This is a genomic window from Lipingzhangella rawalii, assembly GCF_031628175.1.
Lineage (GTDB): Bacteria > Actinomycetota > Actinomycetes > Streptosporangiales > Streptosporangiaceae > Lipingzhangella_A > Lipingzhangella_A rawalii.
In genome coordinates, this window is sequence record NZ_JAVLVT010000012.1 from 1 (window position 1) to 20,619 (window position 20,619).

Annotated in this window: 16 protein-coding genes; 7 read left to right on the forward strand and 9 right to left on the reverse strand. The window is 68.2% G+C overall.

Going from position 1 to position 20,619, the window contains the following annotated elements:
• Window positions 1-860, forward strand: an 860-nt coding sequence (locus RIF23_RS19455; RefSeq protein WP_310914061.1) for a class I SAM-dependent methyltransferase, incomplete at its 5' end; no start/stop codon positions are given.
• A 19-nt stretch (window positions 861-879) separates the two neighbouring features.
• On the opposite strand, the gene RIF23_RS19460 is transcribed toward RIF23_RS19455, so the two are convergent.
• The 7 genes from RIF23_RS19460 to RIF23_RS19490 all read right to left on the reverse strand — a co-directional run bounded on the left by RIF23_RS19460 (window position 880) and on the right by RIF23_RS19490 (window position 10,127).
• Window positions 880-1,461, reverse strand: coding sequence for a GTP-binding protein (locus tag RIF23_RS19460; RefSeq protein WP_310914062.1), 582 nt, complete (start codon window positions 1,459-1,461; stop codon window positions 880-882).
• A 321-nt stretch (window positions 1,462-1,782) separates the two neighbouring features.
• Window positions 1,783-2,427, reverse strand: a complete 645-nt coding sequence (locus tag RIF23_RS19465; protein ID WP_310914063.1) for an SRPBCC family protein — start codon at window positions 2,425-2,427, stop codon at window positions 1,783-1,785.
• 19 nt (window positions 2,428-2,446) lie between these two features.
• Complete coding sequence (gene cutA / locus RIF23_RS19470; RefSeq protein WP_310914064.1) at window positions 2,447-4,882, reverse strand: aerobic carbon-monoxide dehydrogenase large subunit; 2,436 nt, start codon at window positions 4,880-4,882, stop codon at window positions 2,447-2,449.
• Complete coding sequence (locus tag RIF23_RS19475; RefSeq protein WP_310914065.1) at window positions 4,879-5,490, reverse strand: (2Fe-2S)-binding protein; 612 nt, start codon at window positions 5,488-5,490, stop codon at window positions 4,879-4,881. The genes cutA and RIF23_RS19475 overlap by 4 nt, the downstream gene beginning before the upstream one ends.
• The gene (locus RIF23_RS19480) at window positions 5,483-6,469 is read right to left on the reverse strand and encodes an FAD binding domain-containing protein (protein ID WP_310914066.1); all 987 of its coding nucleotides are present in this window, start codon (window positions 6,467-6,469) and stop codon (window positions 5,483-5,485) included. Before RIF23_RS19480 ends, RIF23_RS19475 begins: the two co-directional genes overlap by 8 nt.
• Before the next feature lie 53 nt (window positions 6,470-6,522).
• A complete protein-coding gene (locus tag RIF23_RS19485; protein WP_310914067.1) occupies window positions 6,523-7,968 on the reverse strand; it encodes a uracil-xanthine permease family protein in 1,446 nt (481 codons plus the stop codon).
• A gap of 416 nt (window positions 7,969-8,384) precedes the next feature.
• On the reverse strand, window positions 8,385-10,127 hold the full coding sequence (locus RIF23_RS19490) for a PucR family transcriptional regulator (protein ID WP_310914068.1): 1,743 nt from the start codon (window positions 10,125-10,127) through the stop codon (window positions 8,385-8,387).
• A gap of 200 nt (window positions 10,128-10,327) precedes the next feature.
• Between RIF23_RS19490 and RIF23_RS19495 the strand changes: the two genes are divergently transcribed.
• The 4 genes from RIF23_RS19495 to RIF23_RS19510 all read left to right on the forward strand — a co-directional run bounded on the left by RIF23_RS19495 (window position 10,328) and on the right by RIF23_RS19510 (window position 15,092).
• On the forward strand, window positions 10,328-11,356 hold the full coding sequence (locus tag RIF23_RS19495) for a DUF2877 domain-containing protein (protein ID WP_310914069.1): 1,029 nt from the start codon (window positions 10,328-10,330) through the stop codon (window positions 11,354-11,356).
• On the forward strand, window positions 11,353-12,897 hold the full coding sequence (locus RIF23_RS19500; protein ID WP_310914070.1) for an FdrA family protein: 1,545 nt from the start codon (window positions 11,353-11,355) through the stop codon (window positions 12,895-12,897). Before RIF23_RS19495 ends, RIF23_RS19500 begins: the two co-directional genes overlap by 4 nt.
• Window positions 12,898-12,914: 17 nt before the next feature.
• On the forward strand, window positions 12,915-14,375 hold the full coding sequence (locus tag RIF23_RS19505) for a YlbE family protein (RefSeq protein ID WP_310914071.1): 1,461 nt from the start codon (window positions 12,915-12,917) through the stop codon (window positions 14,373-14,375).
• Between the two features lie 126 nt (window positions 14,376-14,501).
• Window positions 14,502-15,092, forward strand: a complete 591-nt coding sequence (locus RIF23_RS19510) for a Dps family protein (protein ID WP_310914072.1) — start codon at window positions 14,502-14,504, stop codon at window positions 15,090-15,092.
• A 53-nt stretch (window positions 15,093-15,145) separates the two neighbouring features.
• On the opposite strand, the gene RIF23_RS19515 is transcribed toward RIF23_RS19510, so the two are convergent.
• Both RIF23_RS19515 and RIF23_RS19520 read right to left on the reverse strand, forming a co-directional pair.
• Window positions 15,146-15,673 (reverse strand): type II toxin-antitoxin system RelE family toxin, encoded by a 528-nt coding sequence (locus RIF23_RS19515; RefSeq protein ID WP_310914073.1) that lies wholly within the window; start codon window positions 15,671-15,673, stop codon window positions 15,146-15,148.
• Window positions 15,674-15,676: 3 nt separating this feature from the next.
• A complete protein-coding gene (locus tag RIF23_RS19520; protein WP_310914074.1) occupies window positions 15,677-16,018 on the reverse strand; it encodes a type II toxin-antitoxin system Phd/YefM family antitoxin in 342 nt (113 codons plus the stop codon).
• Between the two features lie 136 nt (window positions 16,019-16,154).
• Between RIF23_RS19520 and hisS the strand changes: the two genes are divergently transcribed.
• Both hisS and RIF23_RS19530 read left to right on the forward strand, forming a co-directional pair.
• Entirely contained in the window at window positions 16,155-17,483 is a 1,329-nt protein-coding gene (gene hisS / locus RIF23_RS19525; RefSeq protein ID WP_310914075.1) for a histidine--tRNA ligase, read from the forward strand.
• Window positions 17,484-17,694: 211 nt separating this feature from the next.
• Window positions 17,695-20,256, forward strand: a complete 2,562-nt coding sequence (locus RIF23_RS19530) for an ATP-binding protein (RefSeq protein WP_310914076.1) — start codon at window positions 17,695-17,697, stop codon at window positions 20,254-20,256.
• Window positions 20,257-20,619: the final 363 nt, after the last annotated feature.

Genomic DNA, 20,619 nt, shown 5'->3' on the forward strand with positions numbered 1-20,619 from the left:
GCCGCGAGGGAGGGTTGGTTCTGGAACAGTTGGGTCAGCACTTCGTGCTCGCGCTCGGCCATGACGGAATCCTACGAACCGGGCCTATCCGGTCGCAGCGCGTCATCGACATTCCGCACACGCAGTGGAGCGTGCCAATCCCGGGCCAGCCAGGGCACCTGCCCCGTATGCTGTGGGTCACAGCACTACGGAGACTCGGGAGACAGGGCCGGATGATGGGCACCGAGCCGAACAACAACGCCGGCGGCGCAGCCACCCGGCGCCTGCGCCGCCGGTGGGACCGGATGGCCCCCTACTACGACCGCGGCGCACGCTGGGAACGGCGGCTACTCGGCGACGCCCGCATCCGGCTCTGTGCGTTGGCCCACGGTCGGGTTCTGGATGTCGCCGTGGGGACCGGATTCAACCTGGACTACCTACCAGCGGACACGACCGTCACCGGCATCGATCTCAGCGCGGGCATGATGCAGCAGGCTCGCGAGCGTGCCGAGACCCTGGGGCGCGAGGTGCAACTCGGAACGGCCGACGCTACCCGGATCCCGTTTTCCGAGGACAGCTTCGACACGGTCATCTGCACGCTGTCCCTGTGCGAGATCCCGGACCAGGAGCACGCCCTCCGGGAGATGCGCAGGGTGCTCCGTCCGGAGGGCTCGCTGCTGCTGATGGACCACGTTGAGTACACGAAGATTCCGCTGCGGTGGCTGGAGGGGCTGCGTTCCCGCATCCGGGGTACACCGCCACGGCGCCGCCCCCTGGAAATCGTGCGGGAACAGGGGATGCACATCGACGAGTACCACCGGTTCGCTCTGGGACTGGTCGACGTACTGGCCGCGCGCTCCCCGCAGAGCGGGCAGCGCTGATCCCCCCGGGGGGTCAGTCTCAGTGCACCAGATGGCGCCCCTGGCTCTGGGACAGCACCATGGCATGCTGCACCAGACTGACCAGCACCCCACGAACGGATTCTCGGTCCCGGGCGTCACAGTCCACGATCGGGATGTGCGGCTGGAGGTCCAGCGCGTCCCGCAGGGTCTCCTCCGGATAGCGCTCCGCGCCTTCGAACTCGTTCAACGCCAACACGAAGGGCAGTGGATACTGGCGCTCGAAGTAGTCGATCGCGTGGAAGGACTCCGCCAGACGTCGGGTGTCGGCGAGGATCACCGCGCCCAGAGCACCCCGCGCGAGATCGTCCCACATGAACATGAATCGGGACTGGCCAGGCGTTCCGAACAGGTAGAGGGTGAGATCGTTGTCGAGCGTAATCCGCCCGAAGTCCATGGCGACCGTCGTACTGGTCTTGTCCGGTGTGGCCGACAGATCGTCGACGCCCGTGCTCGCGGCCGTGACCGCACCCTCGGTCCGCACCGGAGGCACCTCGGAGATGGCGCCGATGAAGGTTGTCTTGCCGGCACCGAACCCACCGGCGACGATGATCTTCGTGGAGAGTTTCGGAGATTCACTCACTGGGGTCAGTCCTCGGAGCCGGGAAGGAGACGGTGGCGCTGCGGTTTCCCTCCGGTGATGTCGGGGGAACAGTCACCGATTGGTACGACCGCTGCGACAAGTGACGCTAGCATTCCCACTGCGGCTTCGGTGGCAGTTTCGCCCATCGCGCCCGACTGAGATGTAGGGCACACCAACCGTGGCCACTCTACCTGCCCTGATCCAAACACGCGAGCCGACGGCCGACACGGCAGACGCTCGTGAAGGCCCGGCCCTGGGGGCGTGCGGTGATGCAGGACACCACACGGCCGCAGCTGCGCCGACCTGCTGTCCTCATCCTACTCAGCGCCGTCGCGCCACCACGGCTCCCACCAGGACACCAGCCAACGCCACAGCGGCCCCAAACAACGCTCCGGCAACGAACCCATCCTGGCTACCCCCACGGGTGGCGACCCGCCCCGGAAAACTCTGCACACGGGCCGAGCCACCGGGCACGGACTCCGTCGACGGCGCCGTTGCCTGCTCGGGCACCGTGACGGCGGGCTGAGCCTCGGTGAGCTCCGCGTCCAGGGCACGGAAGAACTCCTCCGCAGTGCGCTTGGCAACCCCGACCAACACGCGTTGGCCCACCCCACCGATCATGCCGCCCACCACCGCGGTGGCGTCGTAGGTCACTGTCGTCTGCCCGGGCGTGTCCTCAGCGAGATGCACGGCGACATCGGCCTGCACCGTTCCGGGAGATCCGGATCCGGACGCACGAAGGGTGAGGGTGGCGGGCTCCTGCTTGTCCTCGAGCTTCACCTCTCCGTCGAAGGCGCCGCTGATCGCGGCGACCCCGACCTGGATCGTGCCTCGGTAGTGGTCGACTCCGACGGTTTCGAGTCGTTCGCAGCCTGGAATGGTGCGTGCCAGTACCGCGGGATCAAGTACCCCGGACCATACCTGCTCCACGGGCGCGTGCACGGTGGCGCTGCCGGTGATGTGCATCGGGTTTCCTTTCCTGAGGTCAGGCGGGGCGCTGCGCTGGGAGGTCGCGGCACAGGGACCGGAGCTCTCCGGCCGCGTGACGTCGTCGCAGTTCGAACAGCTCGCTCGGGGAGATCGGCATCCGGGTGATCGGGAACCCTTCCGCGTCTTCGATCGCCGAAGCCAGAACCGCCGATCCCGGGATCACTCCGGCCTCACCCGCACCCTTCACCCCCAACGGGTTGAGCGGGCTGGGGGTTTCCAGGTGGTCGATCTCCACGGCCGGCACCTCGGAGGCGTAGGGCATCAGGAAATCCATGAAGGAGGCGTTGAGCAGCTGACCGTGGTCGTCGTAGGCCATGCGCTCGTAGAGGGCTCCGGCCACTCCCTGGGCGACGCCGCCATGCACCTGTCCCTCGAGAATGGTGGGATTCACGATCCGTCCGCAGTCGTGCACCACGCAATAGCGCAGGATGCGAATCTCCGCCGTGTCCGGATCGGTCTCGACGATCGCGGCGTGCATGCCGTTGGCGAACGTGGAGCGGACCGGCGAGTAGAAGCCCGTCCCCTCCAACCCGGGTTCGCTGTCCTCGGCAACCGGAGGAACGTTCGGATCGGCGGGCTGGGAGAACTGGGTTGCGGCGGCCGACGCCTCGTCAAAGGCGTAGCGCAGCGGATTGGCGAGAACCGCGACGGTTCCCAGGGGGATCCCCGACGTGGGGTGCCCCGCAACGCGGACCCTTCCCCCGGCCAGTTCGAGATCGCCGGGGTCTACCTCCAGCGCCTCGGCGGCCACCCGAACCGCCTTGTCCCGCAATCGCCGGGAGGCCAGAGCCACCGCACTGCCACTGGTGACGGCGCCCCGGGAGGCGTAGGTGCCCACCGAATAGGGCATGCGTCGCGTATCCCCGGTGGTGACCGCGATGTCGTCGAGTGCGACACCCAGTTCGTCGGCGACGATCTGGGCCAGGATGGTCTGGTGCCCCTGTCCCTGTGTGGTCAGCCCGGTGGCCACGCGCACTGATCCGTCCGTCTCCACCTGGACGTGTCCACCCTCGTAGGGCCCGACCCCGGTTCCCTCCACATAGCAGGCCAGGCCGATCCCGACCCGCCGTCCCTCGGCCTGGGCCTGCCTCCGGTAGCTCTCGAAGTCATCCCACCCCACCAGGGCACGGATCTTGTCCAGGCTGGCCGGGAAGTCCCCGGAGTCATACACGAGCGGCCGGCCGTCCTGGAAGGTGAGTCCGTGATCGTAGGGCATCTCCTCGGGCTGGATCAGGTTGCTGGCCCGCACCGCAGCCCGATCCCGCCCCAGATACTCCGCAATGGCGTCCATCGTGCGTTCCATGGCGTAGACACCCTGTGGGCGCCCGGCTCCTCGGTAGGGGGTGACCAGCACCGTGTTGGTGTAGAGACTGTGGAACGTAACCCGGTAGGTCTCGGGCTTGTAGGGGCCGAGGAGCTGGGTGGAGGTGATGATCGGAACGATGATGCCGTAGTTCAGAAAGGCCCCGTTATCGTGGCGGATGTCCACGTCCAGCCCCAGCAGACGACCGTCGCCGTCGAACCCGACCCGGACCCGGTGTTCCTGAGCACGTTCGTGGGCGGAGGAAACGAAGTGCTCCCTGCGGTCCTCGGTCCAGGCAACCTCGTGCCCCAACAGGTGCGCCGCCCAGCACAGCAGCAGCTCCTCCGGCCAGGGATGCATAACCTTCACCCCGAAGCCGCCACCGACGTCCGGGACAATGCACTCCACCTGCCCCAGGTGCAGGCCCAGCTTCGCCGCGACCGCCGCCCGGACTCCCGCGGAGGTCTGGGTGGAGCTGTACAGGCGCAGCCGCTCGTCCGTGCTGTCCCACCGTGCGTGCACGCCGCGCCCCTCGAGTGGCATGGCGGCCGATCGTTCGATCTCCCAGGTCAGGTCGAGCTGGTGCGGCGCCCGGGCGACGGCGGTGGCAGCATCGCCGACCTCCTGCACCAGACGCGCGGCGACGTTGTCGGACATGTCGGAGTGCGCGGTACTGCGGGCCGTCCACGCCGCCTCGATCCCAACGACGGGATCCAGCACCTCGTAGTCCACACGGATGCGCTCCACCACGTCTTCGGCGACGTAGCGGTCCCGGGCTAGGACCATCGCCACGGGCGCACCCACGTGGTGCACGTGAGTCTTGGCCAGAGCGTGGGGGGTGCGCCCGTCCACGATTCCCGGATGCGGCACGAGCAGGGGCAGTGGTTCGGCCATCGCTCCGGTGAGGTCACCATGGGTGTAGATCCCCACCAGTCCCGTCACGTCGAGTGCGGCGGTGACATCGATGTCGCGGATTCGGGCGTGGGCGTGTGGACTGCGCACGAACGCTGCGGCGTAGCAGTTCGCGCCGGCGTGTGCGGCGATATCGTCGACAAAGGTGCCCTGGCCGGTGGTCAGTCGGGCGTCCTCACGGCGTGGGACCGGCTCGCCGAAATGCCGGGTGGTCATCGTAGGTCTCCCCGTCCGCGTGGTGATTGCGCTGTCGCCTGCGTCGGCACACTGTCCTCGCGGCGGATATCTCCGGTTTCACCGCACGACTCAGGCCGCTCTCCCGCCGTGTCACCTGCGGCGCCGAGTTCGGCCGCACGGAGCACGGCGGCAACGATGTTCTGGTATCCGGTGCATCGGCACAGGTTGCCGCTGATCGCTGCTCGGGCCTCCTCCTCCGTGGGTGCGGGATTCTCCGCAAGGTACGCGGCGACCAGAGTCAGGAATCCGGGAGTACAGAAGCCGCACTGGAGACCGTGGCACTCGGCGAAGGCGCGTTGCACGGGGTGCGGACTGCCATCCGGAGCGGCAAGCCCCTCCACTGTCGTGATCCGGGTGCCCTGGGCGCCGACCGCCAGTGTCAGGCAGGAGCGGACGGGCTCATCGTCCAGGAGCACGGTACAGGCCCCGCACACCCCGTGTTCACAACCAACGTGGGTGCCGGTGAGACGCAGGTCGTGGCGCAAGCAGTCCGACAGCAGTCGCCGTGCTGGCACCCGGAGGTCGTGGGGCACGCCGTTGACCTGAAGTCGGATTGCGTGCAGCTCCTCGTCAGGCTGGTCAGGCATCCGGGTTCCCCTTTCCGCTGGGACGGGATGATGCTGGTTGCTGGGATGCCACGGGAGAGGCCGAGGTCACCGCGCTGTCTGTGGCGGCGATGCTGTCCGCAGCACCGCCGCTGTCCGCGAGGGCTGCGGCAGCGGCCTCGCACAGGGTCCGGCGGGTTAGTACCGCGGCCAGGTGGCCGCGATAGGCAGCGGTGGCGTGAATATCGGCCTCGGGCTCCCACCACCCGTGGGCGATGTGGACGGCCGCGTCCCAGTCCGCGCCGTGTGCATCACTCCCCGCGACTGCGGGGGTCACGTCGACGACCAGGGGGACGGGGGCCAGGGAGAGGTAGGCCAGCCAAGCCGAACGGATCCGACGGTCGGAGTCCAGGGTGACCGCTGCCGCGGCTCCACACAGCGCATAGTCGCCACTGCGGCGGGCCACCTCACGGATTGCCGTCCCACTACCGCGGGGCAACCGGGGGAAATGGGCTCGCACTGCCAACTCCGTGGGACGCAGGCAGCTCTCCAGCGGGCCGACGAAGAAGTCCCGCGCGGACACGGTCCGTTGGGTCGAGCTGTCCGCTACGGTCACCGTCCCATCCAGAAGCGCGAGGACCGCGGTGAGCTCGGCGGAGGGATCGGCATGGGCGAGGCTACCGACCACGGTTCCGCGGTTGCGGATCACCGAATGCGCAACCAGCCGTAGGGCTGTGGGCAGGAGCGGAACGGCGTGTGCCGTGGCTGCGTCCCGTTCCACACGCGCATGCCGGGCCATGGCACCAACCCCAACACCCGACGCGTCGACGGTCACGGTGTCCAGCTCGGTGATTCTGCGCAGGTCGACAAGGTGACGAGGACTGGCCAACCGCATGTTCAACAACGGGATCAGGCTCTGTCCCCCGGCGAGGATTTTGGCCTGACCACCCAGCTCGGAGAGCAGCCGCAGCGTCTCGGAGACGGTGTCGGGCGCGTGGTAGGAGAAGGCCGGTGGTTTCACGATGCGGTTCTCCCTGCCGGTCGGAGTGGGACACGGCCGTGCCGCGCCCCGGTTCAGGTGCGGGGATCGGTGGAGGGTGGGTGGTTGGCGTGGCCGGGCAGAGTGGTGGCCTCCGTCGCATCGGTGGCCGTGGTGTGTGGGCTGAGGTCGGTTGGGGCGGGCCGCATATGGGCCGGGGCGATCCAGTGCAGCAGGTGGTAGCCCACCAACAGAATGATCGTGCCGAGCGCGATTCCCTCGATCTCGAACCCCTCACCGAAGGTCATGCTCACTCCACCGATCCCGGCGATCAGCCCGGCCGCGACCGGAACCAACACGATCGGGTTGGCGAAGTCGACGCGGTTCTCAATCCAGATCTTTGCCCCGAGGAGACCAATCATGCCGTACAGCACCACCGTGATTCCCCCAAGTACGCCATCGGGGGTGGCGGCAACCAGCGCGCCGAACTTCGGACACAGCCCGAACAGCACCGCCACCAGTGCGGCTACCCAGTAGGCGGCCGTGGAGTAGACACGGGTGGCGGCCATGACCCCGATGTTCTCCGCGTAGGTGGTGGTGGGGGAACCACCCACAGAGCTGGCGAGGGAGGTGGCAACGCCGTCGGCGAAGATCGCCCGGCCCACATAGGGGTTGAGGTCGGTCTTGGTCATCTCCTGAACGGCTTTGACATGGCCGGCGTTCTCGGCGATGAGGGCGATGACCGCGGGCAGTGCTATCAGGACCGCCGTGGTCTCGAAACTCGGACTGTGAAAATCCGGCAGGCCGATCCAGGGGGCCTCGGCAACCTCGGAGAGGTCGACGCGCATCCCGTCGTGGATAACCGCGCCCTCGCTGTCGTGGGCGGTGTGGGGGCCGAAGGTCGCGTCGAAAATCACCGACATCACGAACCCGAACACCAGGCCGAGCAGGATCGTGATCCGGGCGAGGAAGCCACGCAACAGCACGGTGGCCAGCACGACGAAACACATGGTCAACAGGGCGATCCACTGTTCCATCGGCCAGTAGAGATCCGCGACCACAGGTGCGAGTTTGAATCCGATGAGCATGACGACACCCCCGGTCACCACGGGTGGGAAGACCGCGAGGATGACCGTGGGGCCGAGTAGGTGGATGATGAGTCCGGACAGGGCCAGGACTCCCCCGGCGACGAGGATCGCCCCGGTGAGCACGGCCGGATTCTCCCCGCCGGGCGAGATGATGACCGCAGCCCCGACGAAGGAGGCGCTGGTGCCCAGGTAACTGGGCACCTTCCCCGCGGTGATCAGCAGGAAGATCATGGTGGCCAGTCCGGACATCATGATGGCCACGTTCGGGTCCAGCCCCATAACGATCGGGAACACGAAGGTGGCGCCGAACATGGCCACCACGTGTTGGGCCCCGAGGCCGGTGGTACGTCCCCAGGACAGGCGTTCGTGGGGTTTCACCGACGCGCCGGGAGGTGGAGCGCTCCCGTCTCCGTACAGCTCCCATCCCACACCAAGCCTGCGTAGCACGCGCATACAGCCTCCCCTTGCGGTGGCGCGCCGGTGGGTTTCCGGTCACCACGACAGTCCGAAACGTGATCCAAATCACCGGATCTGGGCAACCCTAGGGAGCGCGCACGGTGAGCTCACTGGCTATTGCTGCCAACCGGGGACAGATCGATTGGGTAGTGCTGCCCAACGGCGACTCCAGCGGCGGCCCGCCCAAGTTTCGCCATACGGATGTTTCGGCGCTATCGCCGAACAGTTGCGTGGCGGAAACGCCGCCCCGCGCGGTGTGTACGGTGGCTGTCCACTACAGCAGGCCGGGGTCTCTCCCTGAGGCACCTGCCGCGGGATCGGCTTCATGGGCGATGCCGAGGGCTCTCCGGCACACGCGAACTGCCGCGCAGGCACACCTCGTTACCGGCCCGCCCCGGAATGCAGAGCGCCGCTCACCCCACCACCCCGCGCATGCGCACGACGCGCAGGGCGACCATCAGATTCAGGCGCAGGTGTGCATCCCGGGTGAACGGGCCCAGCATCCGTTCCAGCTTGCCGATGCGGTAGCGCAGCGTGTTGTAGTGGAAGTGCAGCAGGCGCGCGGTCTCGGCGACGTTGAGATTGTTGTCCAACAGTACTTCCAGAGTGGTGCGCAGGTCCGTCGCCGCACCGTCCTCCTCGGCCAGGGGGCCGAGTGTCTCCTGGACAAATCCGCGCAGCTCAGCTCCGTCCGGGACCAGGCTCAACAGCCGGTGGATCCCCAAGCTGTCGAAGTTCGCGACGGCCCCGGTCCCGTGCACCTGCCGTCCTACCCTGGCGGCCTGTTGCGCCTGGGCGTAGGCGGCTGGGATGCCGGCAGGCCCGTGCACCACCCGACTCACTCCGGTGGCGAAGGTCCGACGTCCACCGCCGCCATCCCCGGCGACCTGCGACACCATGGTGCGTACCAGCCGATCCACATCCTCGGACTGCACGGTGGCGGCGGTCTCCGTCGCGGTGGCGGCGTCGGCCCGGGCGGCACTCGCAGGCGCCCCACGCCGGCGCGGCTCGGCACAGTCGGCGCCCATGACCACAACCACCTCCTGGCTGTAGCCAGCGATGGCTGCCTGCGGATCGCGCTCGCGCACCACCATGCTCCACGCACTCGCGAACCGTTCGTGGGCCGGGCGGAGTTCTCCGGCGGCAGGAACCTGCTCGGGTGCGGCGGCGTCCAGCTCGGCCACGAGGACCACCACGGGACGGTCGATATCCCACCCCAGGTTGGCGCAGTGTCGAACCGTGTCCTGCGTCTCACCCGCCCGCCCGGTCAACAGCTCGCGCAGGAAGTCGCCCTGGTACTTGCTCTCCACCGCGGAGACCGCCAGGTCCCTGGTGATGACCAGAGCCGCGGTCGCGGCCACCCGTTCCAGAACCCGCACGTCGGAATCGTCGATGGCTCGCCCGTCGGTGATGAGCACGACCCGGCCGTGATCCAGGTTCCCGGCGAGGATCGGCACCTGCGCCACCTGTGCACCCTCATCGTCCAGGGCCCGGACCCCGTGTTTGAACCGCTCCACCCGGAACCGGTCCCCGGCTTCGGTGAAGTAGGTCGTGTCCCGGAGCGTCGGAGAACTCAGGCCGGACCGGGCCAGGACCCTGCCATCCGGGGTGGTGACCATAACCCCGCCGTCCAGCAGGGCGGGCAGCTCGTTGGTAATGGCGGCGAGCCCACCTCCGGCGAGAATCACGTTGACCAGAACCCGGTGCACCTCCTCGGAGCGTGCCAGTGTCGCGGCCTGTCGATTGAGGATGTCGGTGAGAACCTGGTTGAGGATGTCGTCGAAGGCCACATCGTCGGCAAGGTGCAGCAACGGCAGACCCACCTCGTCGGCGGCCCGCAACAGCTCGGGGGGCAGTGTCTCGACATAGCGCCCGACCTTGATCGCCACCGCGGCCAGCTCACGCTGTGCCAGATCCCGTACCAGTCGAGCCAACTGTTCCGGAGTGTCCCGCAGCGGGTAGCCGGTGGTCAGGAGCAATTCGTGCGGTTTGACCCAGGGAAGGATGTCGGGAACTTCCATGACGTTGAGACGCTGGACCACCCGATCGAGTCCGCTTCGCCCCGCCAACACCTGGGTTCCGGCCAGGCTGGACAATTCGAGGACCTCGGCGACGGAGAGTCCCCTGGCCAGCTGGCTTGCGGGCCGCATCCGCATCGTACTCGGCAGATCCTGTGCAGGCGACGCCGAATCCTTGGCAAGGTTCTCCATGGGGTGACGATAGCGGCCACGTCTAGCGTCTCGGATAGCTGACCGAGAAATGGAATCTTTCCGTGCCCTGCCCGGTCTGTGCGCGCACCTCGCGGACAGACCGGGCACCGGCACCCGTCGACCATGCCCCACCCCGGGGAGGCAACGTGGCACCATCGCCCGAGGAACGCGAGCGCACAGCGTCCGCCGGCCCGGACATTCCCGCCGTGGGGACCGGCCATCCCGGACACCTCGCCGGGCCACGCTGCGGTGTGACCATGTTGGGCCGCACGACTCGGGCGGTCTACCTGGAGGTGCCCGCGCAGGGCCCGCCCGCGGTGACCGGGATCCTGGCCGCCGACGCGGTTCGACTCCCCGGAACCGCAAGTCTCGGCAGCGAGGTGGCCACGACGGTACTGGACACACTCGCCTCAGCACACCGCATCACCGTCGGTTGCGGACGGGTGGAGGCCGAAACAGCCGAGGGGCGCATCACGGTACGGATCCTGCGTTGGTGGCGCCCACCGCCACCGCGGCCGCCACGCAGCCTCAGCCGGGTTCGCAGCGCACTCGATGCCGTGGAGCAACGCCTCGCCACATCCCCGCACCGAGGCAGTGGACTGGACAGCACTCGCATAGCGGCACTCACGCGGCTGGCCGAACCGGAGGCGCGGCAGGATCTCACCGACGCGAGAGCAGCCGCAGACGTGTGCCGGCTCCTGCTGGGGTGTGGTCCGGGACTGACCCCCAGCGGCGACGATGCCCTGTGTGGACTGCTGCTGGGCCATGCCTACCTCGCCGGTGACCACGCCACCAAGCCCCTGGCACGTCAGACCCTGCTCCAGGCGCCAGACGCCACAACCAGCCTGTCCGCGACACTGCTCGGGCACGCCGCCCACGGCACCGCCTGCCCGGAGGCACTTGCACTCCTCGACGCACTCGGTGGGCACCGAGCAGTGGACGTGGCCCTGAGCCGGTTGCTTCGGGTCGGGCACAGCTCCGGTGCCGACCTGGCCCTCGGCATCTGCGCCGGAGCCCGTGCGTCCCTGCGCCACCGGGATGGGCTCCCGACACTGTCGTCAACCGCATCGGCTCGCCCCCGAGCCCCTCGGTATGGGGCCACTCCCGGGGGCCACCGGGACAGCCCCGAGCTCCCCAACATCCCGGACATTCCTGATGAGGAGGTGTGGGTGTGACTCAGCAGACACCCCGTGATGCCCCGGAATCCACCACCGGAACGGACAGCCGGGTCGCCGTGCACCTGCGTCGCGGCAGCTACCGTGACTCGGTCGCGCTCATGCGGGTGAGCCGCATACTGCGCCAGCTCCCCGACGTCGAGGGGGCACTGGTGGCGATGGCCACCGAGCTGAATCTGGAGCTGCTGACGGAGCTCGGGGGCACCGCTCCCACCGGGACCACAGCCAATGACCTCCTGATCGCAGTTCGTGCGGCCGACGAGGCGACCCGGGAGGCCGCACTGCGGCGCGCTGCGCAGGAGCTGGATGCGACGGGCGCGGGCCCTGGCACATCTGGATCGGATTCCGGGCAGATCGAGCCCCGCAGTATCCGGAGTGCCGTGAACCGGGCAGCCGGGGCGGACACTCCAGCCACGGTCGCACTGGTGGCCACTCCGGGGGACAGTGCCGCGGTCTCGGCGTTCGAGGCGTTGCGGTGCGGACTCGATGTTCTGGTGTTCAGCGACAACGTTCCCCTCCACCACGAACTGGCGCTGAAAACGCACGCCCAGCGGACGGGACGCCTAGTGATGGGCCCGGACTGTGGCACGGCCCTGCTGTCGGGGGCGGCTCTGGGGTTCGCCAACGCGGTACGCCCCGGACCGGTCGGGATCGTGGCCGCCTCCGGCACCGGGGCCCAGCACCTCATGTGCCTCCTGGACACAGCCGGGGTCGGCATCAGTCACTGCATCGGAGTCGGTGGCCGCGACCTCCATTCGGCGATCGGAGGGCTCTCCACCCTGCGTGCCCTGGAGCTGCTGGAGGAGGACCCTGCGACCGAACGCATCGTGGTGGTGTCCAAACCTCCAGCCCCGGAGGTCGCCGCACGGGTGACCTCGGCTCTGGAGGCCCTGGCTACTCCGGCGCACACCGTCCTACTCGGACCGGAGGAGCCGGACCTCACCTCGGTGGCCGCCCAGGTGTTGGCCGGGCTGGGGCGAAACCAGGACACGGTCACCTGGCCCCGTTGGCTGCCGGCGGAGGGGCCCGAACCACAACCGGGCGCGCTGCGCGGCTTGTTCTGTGGAGGCACGCTTGCCGAGGAGGCGCTGCTGTGCGCCCAGCCCGTGCTGGGCCCCATCGCAACGGCTGAGGACGCCCCGGGGCACCGGATTGTGGACCTGGGTGCCGACACGTACACGGCGGGACGTCCACACCCGATGATTGATCCCGCCCCACGTACCGAACGCTTCGCGGCCCAACTGCGCAGCGCCGACTGTGGCGTGGTGCTCCTGGACGTGGTGCTCGGCCACGGATGCCATCCCGATCCCGCTCGGGAGATCGCGGACACCATGCGGACGCAACGCGCGAACGGAGCGATGCCCGCCGTGGTGGTGAGCCTCTGCGGTACGGAGAACGACCCCCAGGACCTTTCCACCCAGGCGGAACTGCTGTGCCGGTCGGGTGCCGAGGTCTACGCCTCCAATGCGGCCGCGGCCCGTCGGGCCGCACACCTGGCCGCGGGCACGGTCCGGGGCACACCGAGCACAGCCACTGCCTGACGAAGGGAGCCGACACCATGGACACCGGAGTCGAACGCGAATACACACCGCGGGACCGTGGCCTGCCCGTGACCCAGCTAGCACCGTCCGTGGTGACGACAGGCACACGCCTCTTCGCCGAGGCGCTGGCCGAACAGGCGGTTCCCAGCACCCACGCCACCTTCACCCCACCCCTCGAGGGTCCGGCCACAACCGAAGCTCTGGTCCGCCTCCTCGCCGATCCACGTCTGGATCAGGCCAACAGCACGGCGCTGGAGCGGGTGCTGGCGGTACGCCCGCACCTCGTGGACGTCCGACCAGCAGCCGAGGTACTGGGACTTCGCCCGGGCGAGTTCCACCACGCCGGCCCCCCGGTCTCCTGGGAGCAGGCCGCAGGACCGCTGCGTGGGGCACTGATCGGGGCAATGCTGTTCGAAGACGTGGCCGACACCCCCGACGAGGCCGAGCGCAGACTGGCGACCGGTGAAGCCCGGTTCTCGCCGTGCCATCATCACGGCGGAGTGGGGCCGATGGCGGGTCTGGTCAGCCCCTCCATGTGGCTGATGGAGCTGGCGGACGCGAGTACCGGACAGCGCTCCTGGTGCAGCCTGAACGAGGGGCTGGGCAAAGTACTCCGCTACGGCGCCTACGGCACGGAGGTCACGGACCGGCTGCGCTGGATGTCGACGGTCCTCGGGCCTCTCATGCAGGATGCGGTCCGCGCGCACGGCCCCATCGATATCGGGGCGATCCTCGCGCAGATGGTGCAGATGGGAGACGAGGCGCACAACCGCAACCGCGCAGGAACCCTGATGCTGATGCGGGAACTCGTGCCCCACCTGGTGAGCGGGGACGCGCCCACCTCGCGGGTAGCTGAGGTGATCCGGTTCATCGGCGGAAACGACCACTTCTTCCTCAACGCGGCGATGCCCGCCGCCAAGCTCATGATGGACGCGGGTCGGAACATTCCCGGATCCACACTCGTGGTTGCTATGGCCCGTAACGGGACGGACTTCGGCATCCAGGTCTCGGGCACGGGGAACCGTTGGTTCACCGCTCCCGCGGAGCTGCCGGACGGGCTGTTTCTTGGCGAATACGGCCCCGAGGACGCCAATCCCGACATCGGGGACTCCACGATCGCCGAGACCGCGGGGCTGGGCGGCTTCGTCATGGCCACGGCCCCGGCGATCGTGAAATTCGTCGGGGGTGACACGAACTTCGCGCTTCGTACCTCACAGCTGATGTACGAGATCACCCTGGCCGAGAACCCAGCCCTCCAGCTTCCGATCCTGGGTTTTCGCGGTGCCCCGACCGGCATCGACGTGACCCGGGTGTGTACCACCGGTATCCTGCCGCAGATCAACACCGGCATGGCCGGAAAGATCCCCGGAACCGGTCAGGTCGGCGCCGGGCTGGTGAAACCGCCAGCGGCATGTTTCATCCAGGCACTGACGGCGCTGGCCGCGGAGGCGCCCGAGCTTCCCCAACCGACGTCCTGACGGTCCCGGGCACCACTTGCCGCAGTCATGACCGGAAGTTGGTCCGCACCCGAGGCTGAGCAGAACGTGTTCGGGAACGACTGCGCGAGAGAGTCCAGAGGCAAATCCTGACACGGGGGACCAGTCGTGAGCGTCGATTCCAACGCCAAGATTCCACAGCCGACCTCGAGCCAACCCTGGCTACACCAGCATGGGGCGGAAGTCCAACAGTTCGGTACCGTACGGCAGTTTCCCGTGGGGCTGTCCCACGAGGCCCGCATGTACTCCTGCCAGCGCCTCAACCAGCTCCTCGCCGACACCCAGATCCTCTACAACCTCTACAAGAAACACCACTGGCTGATGCGGGGCGCGACCTTCTACCAGCTACATCTTCTCCTGGATAAGCACGCCGGAGAGCAGATCGAGATCATCGACAAGATCGCCGAACGGGTCCAGACCCTGGGAGGCGTCGCGGTGGGTGACCCACGGCACGTCGCCGAGATCACCACCATTCCGCGTCCACCGAACGGAGTCGAAGAGGTTCCGGCCATGCTGTCCCGGCTTCTGGAGGGGCATGAGACCATCCTCATCGCCGCACACGACGCGGCCGGGCGCGTGCAGGACCAGGGGGACGACGGCACCAACGACCTGATCGTTTCCGATGTCATCCGTACCGGTGAGCTACAGTCCTGGTTCCTCGCCGAACACCTGGTGGAGACCCCGCTGGTGCGGTCCTGACCGCGAAGCGGCGTGCCCGCGCCCGGGCCGCCGGCCGCGCGGGCAGGTCGCGTTCAGGAGGATTCGAACGTCGAGGAGAACTCGGTCCAGCGGTCCACCGCCTGTTCCAGGTCCAGTGCGGCGACCTGGAGCCGGGGCATGCCTGCCGTATACACGAGCCGATCTGCGAGCCACTGTGGCACGACCTGGCCTGGCTGGTCCGCCGTGAGCGGGACAGCCTCCCGGGATCGGCGCCCCAACCGCTCCAGGGTCCGAGCCAGCCTCGCGACCGCCGAGCCCCCTCCTCGGGTCGAGCGCACCAGACGAAGCGCCTCGGCATGGATCTGCGCATCGGCTGCGGCTCCGGTGGCGACGACCGCACCGACGTCCACCCGGCGATCTCGGACGGCATGGTAGATGACGCGCCAGGACCCCTGCCCCACGAGGAGCTTGCGCCAGCCGGTCAGCTCACCTCCCAGCGGGTACCCCAGCTCCGGGTTGTCTTCGAGAGGCAGGATTCCGCGAAGCACCGTCGGTGCCGCCTGGGGGCCGATTCGGCGCAGGTCATCCACGGCATCGGCGGTCAGGACGACGGACGCCACCGCTCAGCCACCTTCCTGCGCACGGTTTCCCGCGCGGGCCTCCCCCACCGGCGTCGTTTCCGGTGCGGCCCGGGACTGAGCGAAGGCTGTGAGCGCATCGTCCACGGAGCTGCGTTCGCCCGTGTCGTGTACGGCTCGCGCCAGCACCAGTGCGAGATCGGTCAGGTCCGCCTGCGCGGCCTCCATTTCGGCGTACCGCCGCATACTCACCACGGCGGCGACGGGCTGGTTCCGCCGGGTGACGACCACCTCCTCCCCCTGTTCGGCGTCGGCGACGAGCCCTGCGACCCCCCGACGGGTTGCCTCGGTCACCGTCAACTCGATGTGGTCCTGTTCCGCACCCATACCGCTACTATATAGGATTCTGTACATTTCGGGCCGTCGGCTGCTGCGGGGACGCACACCTTCCGAGCAGCCGCACGAGGAGCGGTAGCATCGATCAGGTCGAATCCGTACGTCGAGCGAGGAGCGCACAGCCTCCATGTCTGAGCAGCGCATCATCCGTCCCACCCCCATCAGCGGCTTCCCCGAGTGGACGCCGGAGATCAGGTCGGTGGAGCAGCGCTGGCTGGACCATATCCGTGCGGGGTTCGAACGCTACGGCTTCGGCTCGGTGGAGACTCCCTCGGTGGAGCCGCTGGACGTCCTCATGGCCAAGGGGGAGACCTCCAACGAGGTCTACACCCTGCACCGCCTCCAGGAGGACAACGCCGCCGACGACAGCGAAGCCCGCCTGGGCCTGCACTTCGACCTGACCGTGCCCTTCGCCCGGTATGCCGCCCAACACTTCAACGAGCTGGTCTTTCCGTTCAAGCGGTACCAGATTCAACGGGTGTGGCGCGGGGAACGGCCACAGGAGGGACGGTTCCGGGAGTTCACCCAGTGCGACATCGACGTCATCAATCCCGACGCGGTGCCCCTGCACTTCGACGCCGAACTGCCGCAGGTCGTCCACGAGGTCCTCGGCGGGCTGGACCTCCCCCCGTGGACACTACGGCTGAACAACCGCAAGGTACTTCAGGGCGTCTACTCCGGACTCGGAGTGACGGACCCACTGCCGGTACTGCGGGCCGTGGACAAGCTACACAAGATCGGCGCGGACGGGGTACGCCAAATCCTCGTCGACGAGCTGGGGATGGACACCGACCAGGCACGTGTGTGTCTGGACCTGGCCGAGATCAACGGACATGACACCTCGGTCGTGGACGAGGTCGCCAAGCTCGGGGTGAGTTCGGACCTCCTGACCGAGGGCCTGGACGAGCTGGCTTTCACTCTGGACGGGCTACGGGAGCTACCCACGAATACCGTGCTGGCTGACCTCTCCATCGCGCGCGGACTGGACTACTACACCGGCACCGTCTACGAAGCGACCTTCGACGAGGACCCCGGCTACGGCAGCATTGTGGCTGGGGGACGCTACGCCGACCTGGCAGGATCCTTTATCCGCCGCAGCCTGCCCGGAGTGGGTATCTCGATCGGCTTTACCCGCATCTTCGCCAAGCTCGTTGCGGAGGGCCGGGTGCTTGGGGGGCCACTGTCACCCGCCAGGGTGCTGGTCGTCGTTCCCAGTGCGGAGCGACGTGGCGAGGCTCGTGCCACCGCCGCACGGCTACGTGCACGCGGCATCGCCACCGAGATGTACCACCAGGCCGACAAGGTCAAGAAGCAGGTCCGCTACGCCTCCCGCAAGGGGATCGGCCACGTGTGGTTCCCCCCGTTCGCTGACGGCCATCCACACGAGGTCAAGGATCTGGCTACCGGAACCCAGAAGGAGACCGACCCGGACACCTGGCACCCCACCGAGCAGTAACACAACCGGTTCTCTCAGCGAACAACCAGGGCACGTACGGGTCACCGACCGTCGTGGACCGAACCGATTTTTCCGGGACGCCCCCGCGGGGCGGATCGGATCGTACAATCGGCTCCAGCGAGTCCCCCTCCTCGCGTGCAGTACCAAGCCACGTCCGAAACGCCCCTGATCCGCCACTGTAAGGTGGGCGCGAGAGAGCTGGGCCACCCCCATGGCAGTGCACACCACTCCGGCGCGCACCAACCTGCCGCTGGAACAGAGTAGTTTCGTCGGCCGCGAGCGTGACCTCAGCGACCTGTTACAGCTGTTACGCACCAGTCGCGTGGTGACCCTCTGCGGGGTCGGTGGAATCGGTAAGACCCGGTTGGCGCTGCGCGTAGCCGCGCAGGCAGCCAGTTCCTATCCGGACGGCGTGTGGCTCACCGAGCTCGCCGATGCCTCTGCACGCGAACATATCGTTTCCCGGATCGCCGCCTCGGTTGGGGTCGCCGAGGAGGGAAGTCGGCCGCTGGACGAGACGCTTACCGACACCATCCGACCCCGGCGTCTCCTGCTGGTGCTGGACAACAGTGAACACGTGATCGGCGCGGTGGCCTCCCTGGTGACCGACCTGTTGAGCTCGTGTCCGGACGTGTCGGTCCTGATCACCAGCCGCGAGCCCGCCCGGATCAGCGGCGAGGCGGTCTGGCGCGTTCCGCCACTGGCCATCCCCCTATCCGACTCGACCGTCTCCGGCTGCACGCTGGGGTCCGACTCCGCACCCGACGGCACCGACTCCGAGGCTGTGCGACTGTTCCTGGACCGCGCCCGGGCCGTGAGCCAGGACTTCACCCCCACCCCGGAACAGCTGCGGATCGTGGCGGGAATCTGCCGGGTGTTGGACGGCATCCCGCTCGGAATCGAGCTCGCCGCGGCCCGGGTTCGGGTGCTGTCCCTGACGCAGATCGCCGAGCGGCTCGACGACCGGTTCCGGCTGTTACGAGCCACTGACCGGAACGCACCCGAACGGCAACAGACCCTGCGCGCCGTTATCGACTGGAGTCACACCCTGCTCCCGGAAGCCGAACAGGTTCTCCTGCGGCGGCTGTCCGTCTTCGCCGGGTGGGACCTCGAACTCGCCGAGCTGGTCTGCGCCGACCCCGAGTACACGGTCGATGCCGCCGATTCGGCCGGCCCGGCCGGGAGCCGCGGTCCGCGCATCGCCAAGGAGGACATACTCGACCTGCTTTCCTCCCTGGTGGACCGCTCCCTCGTGGTCCTCAGCGGCGAACACCACGGCCGGGCCCGGTACCGCATGCTGGACACCATCCGCGCCTACGCGGCCGACCTCCTGCGCAACTCCGGAGAGGAACCCTTGTTCCGCGATCGGGTTCGGGCACACATGCTGGCACTCGCGGAGCAGGTAGCGCACAACACCGTACTGGGGACCGGAATTACCTGGCCGGAACGCTTCCAGATCTGGCATCGCGTCGTCGCCGAATACGACAACCTACGCGCGGCGATCACCTGGTCCTACGAACAGGGGGACATCAGCCACGGCCTGCGGTTCTGCGTGGCGCTGCGCCCGTACTGGATGGCCACCGGCCAGTTCGCCGAAGGGGCGTTGTGGACCGACCGGTTTCTGGAGGCTGCCACTGCGGCGGCGGTAGATCCCTGGCTGGTGGGCCAGGCCATGGTGCGGCGCGCGGAACTCGCCTTCGACCAGCAGGATCACTCGCTGGCCGAACGGCTGGGCGAGGAGGGGCTGCACCGCTGTCGAGCGGCGGGCGACACCCAGTCGGTTGCACTCGCACTGAACATTCTCGCGATGGTCGATATGCGCGCGCACGCCCATATCCGTGCGCACGAGCGACTCCAGGAGGTTATTCGACTCACCGGAGGGGGGCGAGATCCGTGGAATGAGGGCATCGCCCATGGCACCGAGGGGGCCCTGGCCGCCCAGTTGGGAGATCTGGCCACGGCCAAGGACTACTTCGAGACGGCGCTGCGGATCCTGCGCGGGATCGACCACCGCTGGGGGGTGGGACGCACGCTGATCGGCCAGGGGATGGTTGCCGAGGCCGAAGGAGACCTGGGAGCGGCCGACCGGAGTTTCCGCGAGGCTCTCGAACTGCAACGAAGTATCGGCGCGCCTCCGGAGCTGGCCCGATGCCTGGCGGGAATCGGACGTGTTGCCGCGCGGCGGGGGGACACCCATCAGGCACACGACTACCTCAGTGAGAGCCTACGGCTGAGCTACAGCACCGGTCAGCGCATGGGGGTGGCCCGTGGCCTCTCCGCTCTCGCCGAACTCGCCCATCAGCAGGGGCGTCACGGGGTCGCACACCGCCTGGCCGGTGCGGGAGCCGCTATTCGCGAACGGTCCGGTCTCCCCCGATCCCGACGAATCTGGCTGAACGAGGCGGATACGCGGGACCCCCGGGCTCACCGGCACTGGGCCGATGGACGCTCCATGTCGATCGACGACGCGGTTGCGCTGGCGCTGCGCTTCGGCCGTGAACCCGGATCCCCGTCGGACGCCGGCACCTACACCGACACCGACCAGAGTGTCACCGAGGAGGCGTCCACCGGCGCCGAACCCCAGCTGCTGACAGCTCGGGAACTGGAGATCGCGGCTCTCATCGCGGAGGGGCTGAGCAACCGAGGAATCGCCGAACGTCTGTTCATCAGCCCGGCGACGGTGGCTCGACACGTCGCCAACATCCACACCAAGCTGGACTTTCACTCCCGCACCCAGATCGCCACGTGGATCACCCACCAGCATCGGGACTGAACGGCGATTTCACATCCTGACCAGTGCTCCTCGGTGGGGCGGGAGCGGTTGACCGGGACGTCGATCCGCCAGCTCTGCCAGCGGGCGGATGTGTGGGCCGCAGCCGTGGTGGACCATCTCGGCGCCCACGGGCTCTCGGTCGTACCCGCCGTGTGACGCTCGCTGCCGAGCTGGCTTTTCAGAGACCAGATGATGACCTCGGTGCGTTGGCACCGCCGGTTGGGGAAGCCCGGACCGCGCTTCGTCTCCACTTTCGGGGCACATGACGGTACGGCCGCGGGCGGAGCGCCTGACGGCAGTCCCCCAGCTCCCCCCACGACGGTGAATGTGGTACGGGCTCATGGGAGTATCGCTCAACCACCC

Bases quoted from the DNA above. Each gene is read 5' to 3' on its own strand.
- RIF23_RS19465 (WP_310914063.1), bottom strand. From the start codon at position 2,427: ATGCACATCACCGGCAGCGCCACCGTGCACGCGCCCGTGGAGCAGGTA.
- RIF23_RS19505 (WP_310914071.1), top strand. From the start codon at position 12,915: ATGGACACCGGAGTCGAACGCGAATACACACCGCGGGACCGTGGCCTG.
- RIF23_RS19490 (WP_310914068.1), bottom strand. From the start codon at position 10,127: ATGCGGATGCGGCCCGCAAGCCAGCTGGCCAGGGGACTCTCCGTCGCC.
- hisS (WP_310914075.1), top strand. From the start codon at position 16,155: ATGTCTGAGCAGCGCATCATCCGTCCCACCCCCATCAGCGGCTTCCCC.
- RIF23_RS19520 (WP_310914074.1), bottom strand. From the start codon at position 16,018: ATGGGTGCGGAACAGGACCACATCGAGTTGACGGTGACCGAGGCAACC.
- RIF23_RS19485 (WP_310914067.1), bottom strand. From the start codon at position 7,968: ATGCGCGTGCTACGCAGGCTTGGTGTGGGATGGGAGCTGTACGGAGAC.
- cutA (WP_310914064.1), bottom strand. From the start codon at position 4,882: ATGACCACCCGGCATTTCGGCGAGCCGGTCCCACGCCGTGAGGACGCC.
- RIF23_RS19530 (WP_310914076.1), top strand. From the start codon at position 17,695: ATGGCAGTGCACACCACTCCGGCGCGCACCAACCTGCCGCTGGAACAG.
- RIF23_RS19475 (WP_310914065.1), bottom strand. From the start codon at position 5,490: ATGCCTGACCAGCCTGACGAGGAGCTGCACGCAATCCGACTTCAGGTC.